The sequence below is a fragment of the Pseudomonas hydrolytica genome, assembly GCF_021495345.1.
GTDB classification, from domain to species: Bacteria; Pseudomonadota; Gammaproteobacteria; order Pseudomonadales; family Pseudomonadaceae; genus Aquipseudomonas; species Aquipseudomonas hydrolytica.
The window spans coordinates 2415775-2430445 of sequence record NZ_CP099397.1 but is presented as its reverse complement, the minus strand read 5'-3'; the positions used below and the strand labels follow the sequence as shown (position 1 = coordinate 2430445).

Here is a 14671-nt window from a genome sequence, read left to right as displayed (position 1 = left end):
TGCGTCCTTCAATAGGCTTTGACGACTATGGCGGTGATGTTGTCCGGCGCCCCGCGGGTCAGGCCCAGATGCACCAGGCTGCGCACCATCTCGTAGGGCGCGACGTGGCCGAGCACGTCCTGCAGTTCGTGCTCCTCGACGGTACGGGTGAGGCCGTCGCTGCACAGCAGGAAGCAGTCGCCGGGCAGCACCTGCAGCTGCACCTCGGCCAGCTCCAGGCGCTCCTGGGCGCCGACCGCGCGGGTGACGATATTGCCCATGGGGTGCTCGCGCGCCTCGGCTTCACTGAGCACGCTGCTGTCGATCAGCTCCTGCACGTAGCTGTGATCGTGACTGATGGCCTGCAGCACGCCGTCGCGCAGGCGGTACAGGCGGCTGTCGCCGGCCCACAGACAGACGGCCTGCTCGCCGCGCGCCACCAGCAGCACCAGGGTGCTGCCCATCATGCTCACGCCACGGCGCTGCGCCTCTTCGCGCACCGTACGATTGACCTCGTCGACGCAGTCGCGCAATGCCTGCACGTAGTCATCGAGCTGCTGCGTGGGCATCACCCGGCGCAGGCTGTCGACGATCAGGCTGCTGACGAAATCCCCTGCGGCATGCCCGCCCATGCCGTCGGCCACCGCCCACAGGCCGATCTCCTGGGCGTCCAGGCAGGCGTCCTCGTTGACCTGGCGGACCATGCCGACATGGCTGTGGCTGGCGGACTGGTACTGCTCCACTGCGGCTGCGTTCATCATCGGCTCTCGCTCTGCAACTGCGCGGCCAGGCTGGGAGCCGGCGATACATCCGCTCCCAGCAACAGGCCACTGAACGCCTGCGCTGCCGGCATCCCGGCGCAGCACAGCAGGCCGGCGGCGACATGCTCCGAGCCGCGCCCCCACCACAGACTGGCGCCTTCACAGGTGAGCTGAGCCAGCACGGCCAGGCGCTCGGCCGGGCTGGCGACACCGAAATGCATCTGCCGAAAGCCTGGCGTGCGCGGCCTGCGCCGGCTGCAAGGCGGATCGCCAAGGGCGGCCACCGCGGCCTCGAAGGCCTCGCATTCGCTGCCTTCCTCCAGCGTCGACAGCAACAACGCCTCAGCCTGCTCGTACCAGGCGTCCGGGCCGCCGAGCAGCGAGCCCAGGTCGGCATCGGCGTCCAGCAGGCAGGCGATGGTCAGCGGGAAGTAACGGCCGACCCGGTCGACGCTGGGCATCATCACCCCGGTGACCGCTTCGCTGCTCACCAGGCCCGGCGCCAGGGCGAAGCGCCACAGCGGGCTGACCAGATAGGCATCGAGCCAGGCCGGGCCAAGCTCCTGCTGGCTGGTGGCGATGCCCGTGGCCAGCCAGGCATCCCAGGATTCGATGAAGGCGCTGGGCAGGCCGCGATGGATGAAGTCGCCGCGGCTCGCCAGCTTGCCGTAGAAGCCCACCGTCATAACCGCTCCGGCAAGCTGAAGCCGCTCAGCACACGGCCACGGAAGGGATTGAAGGCGCTGCTGGCGCGCAGTTCGCAGGCCACGCTGGCGTTGTCCACGCGCAGGCGCAGGGTGAAGCGGTCCGGCGAGGCGCCGGGGGTCAGGTCGGATTGCTCGAGCAGACGGAACCAGGCCCAGGGGCCGTCCAGGGTCAGGCCGGAACGCCCGGCGCTGGTCGGCGGGGTGATCGACAGGCGCACCACCCCCAGGCTGTTGGGGCTCGGCCACTGCATCGCCACCGGCCGGCTGGGACCGTGGTCGTAGGTCATCTGCTGGCCGTCCAGATCGAGGATGAACTGGCTGATCGCCGCGTCCATCGCCACCGGTTTGAGCTCGAAGCGCACCGTGGGCTGGGTGCCGCCGGAGCGGAAGAAGGCATCGCGGATCGCCGCCGCGCGCTGGAAGGTCTGCAGCACGCCGCTGCCTATCCCCAAGCGCTCGGCCGCCCCCGGCTGCCAGCGCCAGGTGGTTGCCGAGGTGTCGACGTAGGGCTGCAGGTACTTGCGGAAGTAGTTGTCCATCACCCCGCCGACGCCGAAGAAGTTGCCGAAGTCCTCCAGCGTGGCGTCACGCGTGCTGCCACTGTCCAGCGGATAGCGGCCGGCCAGCGACTGGCGGTAGACGTTGACCACCTCGGCCACCCAGGCGGCGTTGAGCTGGCTGCGGATGCCGCCCATCATGCTGTTGGTGGTGGCGCTAACCACCGAGTTGACCAGGTTCTGCACCAGCGGCGGCTGGCGTTCGCCGGCCAGCTTGACCCGCTGCGCCGAGGCCACGGCCTGATTCTTCGCCTCGCCGAGCAAGGCGTCGCCACTGGCGCCGCTCATGGCGCTGAGCTGCACGTAGAGTTCGTTGAACTGGGCCAGCAGGTCGTCGATGGGCGCACTGTTGCTACCCTCGGGCTTGCGCACCAGGCTGTTCAGCTCGTTGAAGCGGGCGGTGATCGGGTCCACCTGTGGCGCGGCCTGCGGCTGGTTCTGCCCCCCCTGGCCGACCAGCGAGCCGAGTTGCTGCTTGAGCTTGTCCACCGTGCCGTCGGCGGCCTTGAGCTTGTCGGCGAGCAGGCGGTCTTCCTGCTGCAGGTCGGTTTCCCGCGCCACCGCCTCGAGCAGCTGCTTGAGCGGCGAATTGGGCCCGGAGAGCACGCGCATCACGTCGGCCGCCTGGGCCACGCTGGTGATGGCGACGAAATCGATATCGCCGAGCAGGCTTTCCCACTGGCCGAGAAAGTCCTGGAAGTACAGGTTGCGTACCTCCAGGGCCAGGCTGGCGGCGTCCTGGTTGTCCGCCAGCGGTCGGCCCAGCACCCACTGCTCCTCGGCCAGCGCGCCGGACTGGCTGAGGCTGGCGACCATGAATACCTGGCGATAGCCGCGGTAGGTGTAGAAGCCGCTCAGTGGATCGTTCAGCGGCTTGCCGCTCTTGCGGGTGAACACCAGGGCGGCGTCGCGCCCGGCCGCTTCGCTGATGCGAAAGTCCGGCAGACCGTCAGGCAGCTTCTGTCGCTTGACCCGGTTGTACACGCGCTGCGCCACCGACATCTGCTGCAGCTGACGACGCAGGTCCTCGATCAGGTTCTCGTCCAGCCGCGCCGGTGGCGGCTTGCGCGCGAACAGCGCATCGAGGTGCTCGCCGAGGGCCAGGCGCTGATCCGGCGCCAGATCGCGCGGCAGGCTCTGGTCCCAGTCCAGGTTGATCCAGGCCTTGATGAAGTCCGCATCGTACTGGTCGGCGCTGGCCAGCATCAGATAGGCCTTGAGCCCCTCGTAGAGGAAGTCGGAATTGCCGCCGCTGCGCAGCTGTTCCTCGATGCGGGTCAGCAGCCGCGGCGCCATCACTGCGATCAGTAGCTTGCGATAGACGCTGCCGGCTTCGGCGCCGAGCATGTCGCCCTGGTACAGGCCGAAGCCGGCGGCCCAGGACGGCGGGTTGTCCGCCACGTGGCGAATGGCGTTGAGCAGCGGCAGCACCGCCAGCACCTCGCGCTGCGCCGGGCTCAGGGCCTCCAGCTGACCCTTGAGCGGCGCCACCCGCGCGTCGACCTCGGCGATATAGGCTTGGTTGGCGTTGTAGCTGACCAGCCAGACGCTGGCGACCGCGACGAACAGCAGCACCGAAGCGGCCAGGGCGCCGCGGGTGATCCACTTGCGCCGGCGTTCCACCTTGGGGTTGGCGCCGACCAGGCCGCGCTCGCCGAAGGCCACCTCGCGAAACAGCCGCTCGATGAAGTAGCTGCGCCCGGTGCCGGTCTGCCGCGCCAGGTGCTGGCGATCGAGGTTCATGCTCTGCGCCATGGCACCGATCAGGCGGTCGATAGGGCTGCCTTCCTGAGTGCCACTGGTGAAATAGACGCCGCGCAGCAGCACCCGCTCCTCGTAGGGATTGGGTTTGAACACGCCGTCGAGAAAGCTGGCGAGGTTGTCGCGCAGCGCGGCGAATTGCTGCGGGAAGCCGTAGATCAGGTCACGCCGGTTGGGGTCGCGCTCCTGCTGCAGACGCTCCACCAGGCGTTGGGTCAGGCGCTCCTCGAGCGCGGCGAACTCCTGCTTGAAGCCAGCCAGCGGCCCTTCTCCGCTCTTGCCGTCGTCCAGGGGGAAGGTGGTACCCCAGACCTGGCCGCGCTCCTCCTTGCTGAGGTCGTCGAAGAACTCCATGAAGCCGGGCACCAGGTCGAACTTGGTCAGCATCACGTAGATCGGGAAACGCACGCCGAGCTGGGCGTAGAGCTCCTGCACCCGAGCACGGATGGAACGGGCATGGGCGGCGCGCTCGCTCTCGCTGCCCAGCAGCAGATCGGACAGGCTGATGGCGATGAACGCGCCGTCGATGGGGCGGCGCTTGCGCTGGTTCTTGAGCAGGTCGAGAAAGCCCAGCCAGGCGGCCTTATCCACCTCGGCGTGGCTGTCCTGGGTGGTGTAGCGGCCGGCGGTATCCAGCAGCACGGCCTCGTCGGTGAACCACCAGTCGCAGTTGCGCGTGCCGCCGACGCCACGGATGGCGCCGCCGCCCATATGCTCGGCCAGGGGGAAGTTGAGCCCGGAGTTGACCAGCGCGGTGGTCTTGCCCGAACCGGGCGGACCGATGATCACGTACCAGGGCAGCTCGTAGAGGTTGCGCCGCTCCTGGCCGCCGAGCTTGGCCTTCTTCAGCAGTTGCAGGGCTTCGTCCATGCGCTGCTTGAGGGTCGCCAGCTCCTCGGCGGTGGCCACGCTGGCGGCATCCGGCGCCACCGCCACCAGCCCCTGCATGACCTTGGCGGCGTTGCGCCGCGCCTGGATCAGGCGCAGGACGCGAAAGCCGATCCAGGTCAGGAACAGCAGCGCGATCAGAATCCAGCGCACCGTCGCCGAGGCCAGCGGCTCGAAGCCGCCGATGGCGATCAGCGGGCCGACGAACCAGATCACCAGGCTCAGCGCGGTCAGACCGAGAATAGGCACCAGCCAGCGCACACAGAAATTGAAGAAGGCCTTCACAGGTTGCCCTCCGCGAATACGGTGATCTCCACCCGGCGGTTGCGTGCGCGGCCGGCGGCGCTCTCGTTGGAGGCCACCGGTTCGGTGTCGCTGCGCCCTTCGGCGGTGAAGCGTTCCGGCTGGCCGCTGCGCGCGGCCAGGACGTCCATGACCTGCTGCGCGCGGTCCTGCGACAGCTTCCAGTTGGAGGGATAACGCAAGGTGGCGATGGGCCGGTCGTCACTGTGACCGGTGACCAGCACGTTGCCCTTGACCTGGCGGATGGCCTCGGCAATGCGCAGCAGCAGCGGCTGCAGGTTGTCGGAGATGCTGGCGCTGCCGGAAGCGAACAGCTCATCGCCACGGATGGTCACTACCGAACGGTCCACCGCATCCTCCACGGCGACGCGCTGGGCGCGGATGTCGTCTTCGAGAAAACGTGCCAGACGCGGGCGTTCGATCAGCTTGGGCTGTACCGGCGGCCGGTCGATGGTCTGCACCGGGATCTCGCCCAACGCGTGGATATTGCGGAACACCGGTTCGGCGTCGCTGGCCAGCTTCAGGCGCAGGCCGAACAGCAGAAGCAGCAGCAGCGCCAGGCATACGGCGATGCCGACCCAGGGCGGGACGAACTGCGACAGGCGATCGCGCACCGCGCTGACGCCCCGCCAGCGCGGCGACAGACCGCGTTCGTACTCGCCACGGACGCTGCGGATGGTCGCCGCGGTACGTTCGCGCAGGGCTTCGAGCTGGCTGCGGCCGTCGTTCATCACCCGGTAGCGCCCCTCGAAACCCAGGCACATGCACAGGTACAGCAGCTCGAGAATGTTCAGCTTCTGCCGGGCGTTCTGCAGGCAGTGCTCGAGCAGCTGGAACACCTTCTCACCGCCCCAGGCCTCGTTGTGCAGGGTAATCAGCAGGCTCTGCTTGCCCCAGTCGCTGCCACTGCCCCAGGGCGTGCTGAGCACCGCCTCGTCCAGCGCGGTGCACAGCACATAGCGGCTGAGCATGACCTCGTCCTGCGGCACGCCGGCGCCCTTGGCCTGTTCCTCGAACTGGCGCAGATAGGCCAGCAATTGCGCGCGCAGGCTGGCCGGCATCGGATGGGAAATGGTGTTGCGCAAACGCGTCAGCAGCGCCAGCAGCGGCGCCGCTGCGCGCTCCAGCGGGTTGAGGCCCTGGGCCAGGCTGCTGGGCAGGGGCGCGCCAGGCATGGCCGGCGCCGGCCCGGCTGCAGGCGCGGGGCGGGGCTGGCCGGCCGGCGGCTCAGGCGCCCGTCCGCCAGGGCGCGGCATGATCATGGTGCGGTCGTTGCCAGGGCCTGAGCCACCACCACCGTTGCCCGGCGGGCCGCCGAACGGATCGTCGATCGGATGCATGGAGAACTACCCTCGGATGGCCCAGAAGGCCAGGTTCAAGCCGGGGAACTGGCCAGCGATATGGAAGGCGAAGCCCCCCGAATTGGCCAACTGCTTCCAATGGTCGCTGCCGCGATCCAGCTCGAAGTAGCTGGAGCCGGCGTGATAGGGAATCTGCCGTGGTGCCACCGGCATCGGCAGCAGCGCGATGCCCGGCAGCTGCAGGTTGACCAGGTCGCGAATGTGCTCCACCGAGCCGACCTTGGCCTGCTGCGGGAACAGGCTGCGCAGGTTCTCTGCCGGCACGTCGGCGCGCACCACCAGGACGAAGCTGGCGCCCTGCAGCAGGTTCTTGTCGGCCAGCATGGCCACGTGCACCCCGTAGGATTTCTCGACGATGGGAATCGGCGTGGCGCGGCTGTCGATGACCATCGACAATGCCTGGCGCAGCTCGCGGATCACCGGGGCGAAGCTGGCCGCCAGGTCGTCGTGCTCGTAGGCCGGGTACTCGGCCGGGCGCCTGCCGCTGCTGGAAAAGGTGGCGAATTCGCCGGCCAGCGCCACCGCCTCGCGGTAGAAGGCCTCCGGGTGCAGCGGGCTGAGCCGGGCCAGGTGGCTGATCAGCGGCTCGGCGCGGTTGACCAGCTGCAGCAGCAGAAAGTCGGCGATTTCCGAGGCGCCGCCGGCACCGGAGGCCACCACCCTGCCCGCCAATACCTCGCCGCGCTGATGCAGCAGGCCCTGCAGTTCGCTGCGAAAGGCCGCCAGCGGCTGCGAGGCGGCGACGTCCAGCAACGGCGGGATGTAACTCTCGTCGAGCAGCAAGGCGTTGTCGGCACGCTTTTCCACCACCCGCACCACGCCGATGCAGGCGTACTCGCCGAGGCCATCGCGTTCGGTGAGCAGGCGCAGGGCCTTGCCGCCGATGGCCAGCGGCGCGCGGCTCTCGAACGGCGCGTTGTCGTCGCGCACCTCGCGCACCTGGCTGATGTAGCGGGCGCCGCCGAGGGCTTCGCCCTCCTCCACGGTGTCGCGGGTGCCGGCGCGCTTGAGCGGCAGGCCGAGGTAGATCAGCTTGTCGCGCATTTCCGGGTCGACGATCAGCGGCGTCGGCGCCACGTCCTCGCCGGGGATGTCGAAGGGCGTACCGTCGGGCAACACGCCACGGGCGCTGAGAATGGCCAGCTTGCCCTGGGTCAGCAGCGCCGCATCCAGCTGCAGTTCGGAGAAGCCCCAGCCGCCAGCGAACATCGGCCGGCAGCGGCTGTCGACCAGCGTTTCCAGGTAGCGATCATGCTGCTGCAGGTGTTGCGGGCGCAGGAACATTCCCTCGGACCACACCACTCGGTTATTCCAGGACATGAGCGAATCTCCCGAGCGGCTTACTTGGCCGGTGTCGCAGGCACGGCGCTGATCGCGCGGGCGCTGAGGCTGACGTTGAGGATGCTGGTCTGGTGCGGCGGGATGTTGACCAGTTGCCGCCACACCGAATCATCCAGGTCGCGGTAGGCGACCACGAAGCCGAGCAGGCGGCTCTGCTCGTCCAGGGTACGGTCGAGAATCAGCTGTTCGCCGGGCTGGATCAGCAGTTCGTCCTGCTCCACCAGGTCGCTGCCGAGCGTGGCACTGGCTGCCTCGACCAGGGAGAAATAGTCGGCGCGACTGAATATCGCGCCGCTCTTGAGCTCATACAGGCGTACCCGCACCGGCGCCGGCTGGCCGCTGCCGGACGGGTTGAGGTCGGTAGTGGCCTGCAGTTGCAGACGCACGACGGTAGGTGCCGGCGGTGGCGGTTCCGAAGCGCAGGCAGTCAACAGCAGAGCCAGCACTCCCCAGAATATCCTTGGCATCTTTGGCGTCCTCATGAATCTTGTGATTATTTCAATTCAGAATTAACAACTGTTCCGCCTGGTTGTATTGGCTATTAACTTCTCCGCAACTTTGCGCTGTGCTCTTCGTAGGCTCGACTGAATTCGCGACCGAACAGGTCCTGGAAATCATCTTCCGCCTCGCGGGAAATGCTGGCGTAGGTTTCCGTGAACAACTCCCAGTACTTGGATTGGCGCGCACCGGGCAACAAGCCGCCAAGTCCGGAGGGTTTGTTCAGGCGCGCCTCCAGCGTTGCCGGCTCGAAGCGCTTCAACAGATGTTTTATTGCTGCCTGCACTCCCGCCATTACTGCAAGTTGGTGGGCACGCAGGTCATCGAAACTCTCGGCGATGGCCTGGTCGGCCGGCATGAAGGCCTGATTGCCCGAGCGCAGCAGCAACAGCAGCGCCTCTTCCACGTTCGGCGCGAATTTCAGCGGGTTGTTTTCCACCGGCTGGATCATGGTCTGCGCCATGCGGAACTCGCCCTTGAGGCTGGCCCGGGCACGCAACACGTCCACCAGGCCTTCGACCATCTGCCGGTAGCTGCGGCCGATGGCCTCCATCTGCGCCAGGGCCTCGCCACGGTCGATGCGCAGTTGCTCGACGCCGGCGCCACGCAGAAATGCTTCCAGGGCGTCACTGTTCACAGCGGCTGCAGGTGTCGGGACGGCGCTGCTCGGCGCGGCCGGCTTGGCACTGGCGGCAATCGCTGCAGGCTGGGGCTCGGGCACCTTGGCTTGCACGGGCTCAGGCGCTGCCACCGGCGGGGCTGGTGGAATCGGCTGCGGCGGCGCGGGCGGCGACGCCGGGGCGATGCCCAAGTCGGCGAACGGGTCCCAGTCCGCGGGAATGGCCGGGGCCGACGACACGGCTGGGGCATCCGCAGCCGGTGCCTGCGGCGGTTGTTGCGGCTGCGGTGGGCGAAAGTCGTGACGCTCGGCCGGCACATGGTCCGGCAAGGTGGGCGGCGGTACTGCCGGCGCGGCGAGAAAATCGAACAGATCCGGTTTGGTATCCAGTGGCGAACCGCCGGGCTGCATCTGCACCGAGAAGGTGGAAGGCGCTGCCGGTTCGGGGAAAACCGCAGCGCTGCCGCCCTGGCGACTCATGAGCGCATCGAAGCCGGTGAAGGGATCGCTATTGGCCATCACCGGCGTTTCTGTCGAAAAATTGGCGCTGCTCAGATGCACCAGAATGTCGTATTCACCGAGGCGAATCAGCTCGCCATCGTGCAGCGGTTCGCTGTTGCCGCGATGCATCCGGATGCCCGCGTTGACCAGTTGCACGCCATTGGTGCTGGTGTCGGTCAGATAGTAGGTGCCACCGCGAAACTGGATCACGCAGTGTTGTCCGGAAACCAGGCGCTCGGGGTCCGGCAGAACCCAGTCATTGTCCTGATTACGCCCGATTTTGAGCTCTCCCTGGTCGAGTTCCACCTCCGCGCGCTGCCCGGGTGTCAGCTTGTGATAACTGGTGATGGTCAGACGCAGTGGCATTCAAGCTCCTTGCAAATCATCGCGACTGAACTTCGCGTTTACCCAACGAGAGACCTGAGTATAGGTCTGGCAAAGTCGAAGAGTGTTGTTCACAAGTAACACTTTGAATGTGCTTTTTTGCGATTACATATATAGCAAAAGAAGCTAAATAAAATTTTTCAGGTCGCCTATCTTCTTTCGCCCGACACTTCGTCGTGACAAATGGCCAATTTCTTGACAACAACAAAACACTGCCAAGACTTGCTCTAACCAACCGCTGGCGAAGTCGGTTTCACCTCGCCGTATCGAACGTAATTCGCAGGATGCGGATGTAGTCCAGCGTTCGGTCTGAAGGCATTACCTGCTGCGGCAGGTCTGATATGGAGATCACCCATTGTGGTGGACGTACAACAGCTTTTGACTGCCATCTCACCCGACTCGCCGAGCGGGGATGACCTCGAATACGACGCCGCTTTTCTCGAACTGGAGCGCACCGCACAAGGCCAACCCGAACGTCAGATGGGCGACTCGGTATTGCCTGCCGAGCCGCCGGACTGGCGCCAGGTCCGTGAGCAGAGCGCAGCACTGTTCGCACGCAGCAAGGACCTGCGCATCGCCAATTACTACCTGCAGAGCAGCATCGTGCTGGACGGCGTCGCCGGCCTGGCCCAGGCGCTGCAATTGATCCAGGCGTTGCTGCAGCAGTTCTGGGACAGCCTTCACCCCGTGCTGGACGCCGACGACGACAACGACCCCACCTTCCGCATCAACGCCCTGGCCGGCATCAGCGCCGAACCGGTGGTGCGTCTGCTGTGGGACATGCCGCTGATCCGTTCACGCGCCTTCGGCACCGTCACCCTGCGTGCAGCGCTCAATGCCAGCGGGCTGCAGCGCTTCACCAGCGAGAGCATGAGCCTCGAGCAGGTCGGCGGCGCCTTTCGCGACAGCGACGCGGAACAGGTCGAGGCCTGTCGCGCCGCGATCACGGCCGCCCAGGCGGCGCTGCAGGGCATCGAGCGCGAAGTCAACGAGCGCGTGGGCTCCGATCGCGGAGCCGAACTCGGCGCGATCAAGCAGCTGTTGCGCCACGCCGTGCACATCGTCAACGAGCATGCGCCCGCCGCAGGCGGCGAGCAGGCCAGCTCCGAGCAGCCTGCGCCCGCCGAGCCAGGCGAAGTCGCAGCCGTCAGTGCCTCGGCGCCGCGCCCGAGCGGCGAGATCAACCATCGCGACGATGTGCTCAAGGCGCTCGACCGCATCCTCGCCTATTACGCCAGGCACGAGCCCTCCAGCCCGGTTCCGGTGCTGCTCAACCGTGCCAAGACCCTGGTCAACGCCGACTTCGCCACCATCGTGCGCAACCTGATCCCGGACGGCTTTTCCCAGTTCGAACGCTTCCGGGGACCGGAGGGCGAATAGCTCTGCTGAGCACTTTTCCCATTCACAGCACTACAGCCGCAACCGCAGCGCAGGAGGAACAAGATGGCCAACCCCAGCAGCCAGAAATTCATCGCTCGCAACCGTGCTCCACGGGTGCAGATCGAGTACGACGTGGAGCTCTACGGCGCGGAGAAGAAGGTCCAGCTGCCCTTCGTCATGGGGGTGATGGCCGATCTCGCGGGCAAGCCCGCCGAGCCGCTGCCGGCGGTAGCTGACCGCAAGTTCCTGGAGATCGACGTGGACAACTTCGACTCCCGGCTCAAGGCGATGAAACCGCGCGTCGCCTTCAACGTGCCCAACACCCTCAGCGGTGAAGGCAACCTCAGCCTCGACATCACCTTCGAGAGCATGGACGACTTCAGCCCCGCCGCCGTGGCGCGCAAGGTCGATGCCCTCAATCAACTGCTCGAAGCCCGCACCCAGCTGGCCAACCTCCTGACCTACATGGACGGCAAGACCGGTGCCGAGGAAATGATCATGAAGGCGATCAAGGATCCGGCCCTGCTGCAGGCGCTGGCCAGTGCACCGAAACCGACCGATTCCGAGCCGCAGAGCTGATAGAGGACGCAGACCATGGCCGAGACGATGACCGAACAGCAGGCCCAGGCCGGGACTGCTACCGCAGAAGGCGGCGACTTCGCCGCCCTCCTCCTGCAGGAATTCAAACCCAAGACCGAGCGCGCCCGCGAGGCGGTGGAAACCGCAGTGCGCACCCTGGCCGAACATGCGCTGGCAAAGACCGACCTGATCTCCAACGATGCGATCAAGTCCATCGAGTCGATCATCGCGGCCATCGACGCCAAGCTCACCGAGCAGATCAACCTGATCATGCACCATCAGGACTTCCAGCAACTGGAGAGCGCCTGGCGCGGGCTGAGCTACCTGGTCAACAACACCGAGACCGACGAGCAGCTGAAGATCCGCGTGATGAGCATCTCCAAGGGCGAGCTGCACAAGACCCTGAAGAAGTTCAAGGGCACCGCCTGGGACCAGAGCCCGATCTTCAAGAAGATGTACGAAGAGGAATACGGCCAGTTCGGCGGCGAACCCTACGGCTGTCTGGTCGGCGATTACTACTTCGACCAGTCGCCGCCGGACGTGGAACTGCTCACCGAACTGTCCAAGGTCTGCGCGGCCATGCACGCGCCGTTCATTTCGGCGGCATCGCCCACGGTCATGGGCATGGGCTCCTGGCAGGAGCTGTCCAACCCGCGTGACCTGACCAAGATCTTCACCACCCCCGAATACGCCGCCTGGCGCTCGCTGCGCGAGTCCGAGGATGCCCGCTACATCGGCCTGACCATGCCGCGCTTCCTCGCCCGCCTGCCTTACGGGGCCAAGACCGATCCGGTCGATGCCTTTGCCTTCGAGGAGGACACCAGCGGCGCCGACAGCAGCAAGTACACCTGGGCCAACTCGGCCTACGCCATGGCGGTGAACATCAACCGCTCGTTCAAGCTCTACGGCTGGTGCTCGCGCATCCGCGGCGTGGAGTCCGGCGGCGAGGTGACCAACCTGCCCGCCCACACCTTCCCCACCGACGACGGTGGCGTGGACATGAAGTGCCCCACCGAGATCGCCATTTCCGACCGCCGCGAGGCCGAGCTGGCGAAGAATGGCTTCATGCCCCTGCTGCACAAGAAGAACACCGACCTGGCCGCGTTCATCGGTGCGCAGTCGTTGCAGAAGCCGGCCGAGTACGACGATCCCGACGCGACCGCCAACGCCAACCTCGCCGCGCGCCTGCCCTACCTGTTCGCCACCTGCCGCTTCGCGCATTACCTGAAATGCATCGTTCGCGACAAGATCGGCTCGTTCAAGGAGAAGGACGACATGCAGCGCTGGCTGCAGGACTGGATCCTCAACTACGTCGATGGCGATCCCGCCCACTCCACCGAGACCACCAAGGCGCAACACCCGCTGGCGGCGGCCGAGGTCGTGGTCGAGGAAATCGAAGGCAACCCCGGGTACTACAGCTCGAAGTTCTTCCTGCGGCCGCATTACCAGCTGGAAGGGCTCACCGTGTCGTTGCGCCTGGTGTCGAAACTGCCCTCGGCCAAGGGCGCTTGATTCATCCAACACGGGTGCCCGCCGCCTGGGAGGGCATCGTTCTGCATAGTGTGGCGCTAGCCACCAAGGAGGCATGATGGCTGTTGATATGTTCATCAAGATCGGCGATCTCGAAGGCGAATCCGCCGACAAGACCCACGGAAAGGAAATCGACGTACTGGCATGGAGCTGGGGCATGTCGCAGAGCGGCAACATGCACCAGGGCGGTGGTGGCGGTGCCGGCAAGGTCAGCATTCAGGACATCTCGATCACCAAGTGGATCGACAAGTCCTCACCCAACCTGATGATGGCGTGTTCCAACGGCAAGCACTTCCCGGAAGCCAAGCTGACGGTGCGCAAGGCCGGTGGCGAATCACCGGTGGAGTACCTGATCATCACCCTCAAGGAAGTCCTGGTGTCCTCCGTCAGCACCGGCGGCAGCGGCGGCGAGGATCGCCTGACCGAGAACGTCTCGCTCAACTTCGCCCAGGTGCTGGTCGACTACCAGCCGCAGAAAGCCGATGGTGCCAAGGATGGAGGCCCGGTCAAGTACGGCTGGAACATCCGCGAGAACGTCAAGGTATGAACGCAGCCCACCCCGAGCAGGAACTCGGGGTGGGTAATTTCAAACCCGGTCATGCGCGAAAGGAGTTTCGACAATGGCCCGCCCTGCTTTCATCAACTTGTGGAGCAGCTATCCCACGGAGAGTCATCCCTGCGACGGGGGATGGGAAAATCAATGTGCGATCCGCCTGAGCATCACCCTCAACGCGGAGCGGAGCATCCGCGTGGATCGCCAGACCTATTCCGAGCCGCGTTGCAGTCACGGCCATGCGCGCGGGGCGGAGTCCCTCGCCAACTGGCTGTGGCGTCATCATCTCGGCCGGCCGACCGTCTTCACCGACGGGGCGCTGGCCAAGCGTCAGGTCAACGAGAAGACCGGCATCATCTTCTTCAAGGACTGCTTCACCCGCAGCGGCGAAACCACGGCCACGGGCGATCACATCGACCTGTGGAACCGCGGCCGTACCAAGACCTACGACGACCCGGCCAACCACGCCGCCCAGGTCTGGTTCTGGGAGCTGACATGAAAGCGACGCCACTTTCGGCAAGCCTTGCCGGCCTGATGTGCCTGAGCCTGGCTGCCTGCGCCCAGTCGGCTGCCGACAGCGCCACCCAGGCCCTGTTCAGCGAGCAGAGGCTGCAGCTGCAGGACCACGCCGGGCAGTGCCGACTGATCGGCGAAGACGGCGAACTAGACCTGCTGCTCAAGTGGCCCTGCCAGTTCCACCGCGACCCGCAGGGCAGGTTGCGCACGCAGCAGGTGGGCAGCACCCAGGTGCTGCTGGTGGAAAGCAGCGAGCCGGATGAGCCGCCCAGCCGCGACTGTGACACCACCTTGCAGGCGATCAGGACGACCGAACAGGGGCTGGAGGCTTCCACGGTGGTCAGCCGGGTTGCCGCCTGCCCGCCCTTTCAGTGGGACGAGAAAGTCTTCATCGGCCTGTTCGAGGCCGCGGCTCAGGGTTCCTGACAAGACCTACCCGCACCCGCGCGGTGC

The 14671-nt window shown here is 66.2% G+C and carries 13 protein-coding genes; 6 read left to right on the top strand and 7 right to left on the bottom strand.

What is annotated here, in order from left to right; genetic code table 11:
• Nucleotides 1-8 precede the first annotated feature (8 nt).
• The 7 genes from L1F06_RS11220 to tagH all read right to left on the bottom strand — a co-directional run bounded on the left by L1F06_RS11220 (nucleotide 9) and on the right by tagH (nucleotide 9642).
• A complete protein-coding gene (locus L1F06_RS11220) occupies nucleotides 9-737 on the bottom strand; it encodes a PP2C family protein-serine/threonine phosphatase (RefSeq protein WP_041772884.1) in 729 nt (242 codons plus the stop codon).
• Nucleotides 737-1426, bottom strand: a complete 690-nt coding sequence (tagF, locus tag L1F06_RS11215) for a type VI secretion system-associated protein TagF (RefSeq protein WP_003246992.1) — start codon at nucleotides 1424-1426, stop codon at nucleotides 737-739. The genes L1F06_RS11220 and tagF overlap by 1 nt, the downstream gene beginning before the upstream one ends.
• Nucleotides 1423-4938, bottom strand: a complete 3516-nt coding sequence (tssM, locus tag L1F06_RS11210) for a type VI secretion system membrane subunit TssM (protein ID WP_129482653.1) — start codon at nucleotides 4936-4938, stop codon at nucleotides 1423-1425. The genes tagF and tssM overlap by 4 nt, the downstream gene beginning before the upstream one ends.
• Nucleotides 4935-6296, bottom strand: a complete 1362-nt coding sequence (locus L1F06_RS11205) for a DotU family type VI secretion system protein (protein WP_012018660.1) — start codon at nucleotides 6294-6296, stop codon at nucleotides 4935-4937. The genes tssM and L1F06_RS11205 overlap by 4 nt, the downstream gene beginning before the upstream one ends.
• Before the next feature lie 6 nt (nucleotides 6297-6302).
• Nucleotides 6303-7637 (bottom strand): type VI secretion system baseplate subunit TssK, encoded by a 1335-nt coding sequence (gene tssK, locus L1F06_RS11200; RefSeq protein ID WP_129482652.1) that lies wholly within the window; start codon nucleotides 7635-7637, stop codon nucleotides 6303-6305.
• Between the two features lie 20 nt (nucleotides 7638-7657).
• A complete protein-coding gene (tssJ, locus tag L1F06_RS11195; RefSeq protein ID WP_129482651.1) occupies nucleotides 7658-8125 on the bottom strand; it encodes a type VI secretion system lipoprotein TssJ in 468 nt (155 codons plus the stop codon).
• A 74-nt stretch (nucleotides 8126-8199) separates the two neighbouring features.
• The gene (gene tagH / locus L1F06_RS11190) at nucleotides 8200-9642 is read right to left on the bottom strand and encodes a type VI secretion system-associated FHA domain protein TagH (protein WP_129482650.1); all 1443 of its coding nucleotides are present in this window, start codon (nucleotides 9640-9642) and stop codon (nucleotides 8200-8202) included.
• A 375-nt stretch (nucleotides 9643-10017) separates the two neighbouring features.
• On the opposite strand from tagH, the gene tssA reads away from it, so the two are divergent.
• From tssA to L1F06_RS11160, 6 genes are all read left to right on the top strand, one after another.
• Nucleotides 10018-11040, top strand: a complete 1023-nt coding sequence (gene tssA, locus L1F06_RS11185; protein WP_129482649.1) for a type VI secretion system protein TssA — start codon at nucleotides 10018-10020, stop codon at nucleotides 11038-11040.
• 63 nt (nucleotides 11041-11103) lie between these two features.
• Entirely contained in the window at nucleotides 11104-11619 is a 516-nt protein-coding gene (gene tssB, locus L1F06_RS11180; RefSeq protein WP_129482648.1) for a type VI secretion system contractile sheath small subunit, read from the top strand.
• 15 nt (nucleotides 11620-11634) lie between these two features.
• Nucleotides 11635-13131 (top strand): type VI secretion system contractile sheath large subunit, encoded by a 1497-nt coding sequence (tssC, locus tag L1F06_RS11175; protein WP_012018664.1) that lies wholly within the window; start codon nucleotides 11635-11637, stop codon nucleotides 13129-13131.
• 76 nt (nucleotides 13132-13207) lie between these two features.
• On the top strand, nucleotides 13208-13696 hold the full coding sequence (locus L1F06_RS11170) for an Hcp family type VI secretion system effector (RefSeq protein WP_003245004.1): 489 nt from the start codon (nucleotides 13208-13210) through the stop codon (nucleotides 13694-13696).
• A gap of 73 nt (nucleotides 13697-13769) precedes the next feature.
• The gene (locus tag L1F06_RS11165; protein WP_003245003.1) at nucleotides 13770-14201 is read left to right on the top strand and encodes a type VI secretion system amidase effector protein Tae4; all 432 of its coding nucleotides are present in this window, start codon (nucleotides 13770-13772) and stop codon (nucleotides 14199-14201) included.
• Nucleotides 14198-14644: a hypothetical protein gene (locus L1F06_RS11160; protein WP_096826502.1), complete on the top strand. Its 447-nt coding sequence runs from the start codon at nucleotides 14198-14200 to the stop codon at nucleotides 14642-14644. Before L1F06_RS11165 ends, L1F06_RS11160 begins: the two co-directional genes overlap by 4 nt.
• Nucleotides 14645-14671: the final 27 nt, after the last annotated feature.

Excerpts from the sequence above, each read along its gene's own strand:
- L1F06_RS11165 (WP_003245003.1), top strand. The coding sequence starts at position 13,770 with ATGGCCCGCCCTGCTTTCATCAACTTGTGGAGCAGCTATCCCACGGAG.
- tssJ (WP_129482651.1), bottom strand. The coding sequence starts at position 8,125 with ATGCCAAGGATATTCTGGGGAGTGCTGGCTCTGCTGTTGACTGCCTGC.
- L1F06_RS11160 (WP_096826502.1), top strand. The coding sequence starts at position 14,198 with ATGAAAGCGACGCCACTTTCGGCAAGCCTTGCCGGCCTGATGTGCCTG.
- tssK (WP_129482652.1), bottom strand. The coding sequence starts at position 7,637 with ATGTCCTGGAATAACCGAGTGGTGTGGTCCGAGGGAATGTTCCTGCGC.
- tagH (WP_129482650.1), bottom strand. The coding sequence starts at position 9,642 with ATGCCACTGCGTCTGACCATCACCAGTTATCACAAGCTGACACCCGGG.
- L1F06_RS11170 (WP_003245004.1), top strand. The coding sequence starts at position 13,208 with ATGGCTGTTGATATGTTCATCAAGATCGGCGATCTCGAAGGCGAATCC.
- tagF (WP_003246992.1), bottom strand. The coding sequence starts at position 1,426 with ATGACGGTGGGCTTCTACGGCAAGCTGGCGAGCCGCGGCGACTTCATC.
- tssC (WP_012018664.1), top strand. The coding sequence starts at position 11,635 with ATGGCCGAGACGATGACCGAACAGCAGGCCCAGGCCGGGACTGCTACC.
- L1F06_RS11205 (WP_012018660.1), bottom strand. The coding sequence starts at position 6,296 with ATGCATCCGATCGACGATCCGTTCGGCGGCCCGCCGGGCAACGGTGGT.
- tssB (WP_129482648.1), top strand. The coding sequence starts at position 11,104 with ATGGCCAACCCCAGCAGCCAGAAATTCATCGCTCGCAACCGTGCTCCA.
- L1F06_RS11220 (WP_041772884.1), bottom strand. The coding sequence starts at position 737 with ATGAACGCAGCCGCAGTGGAGCAGTACCAGTCCGCCAGCCACAGCCAT.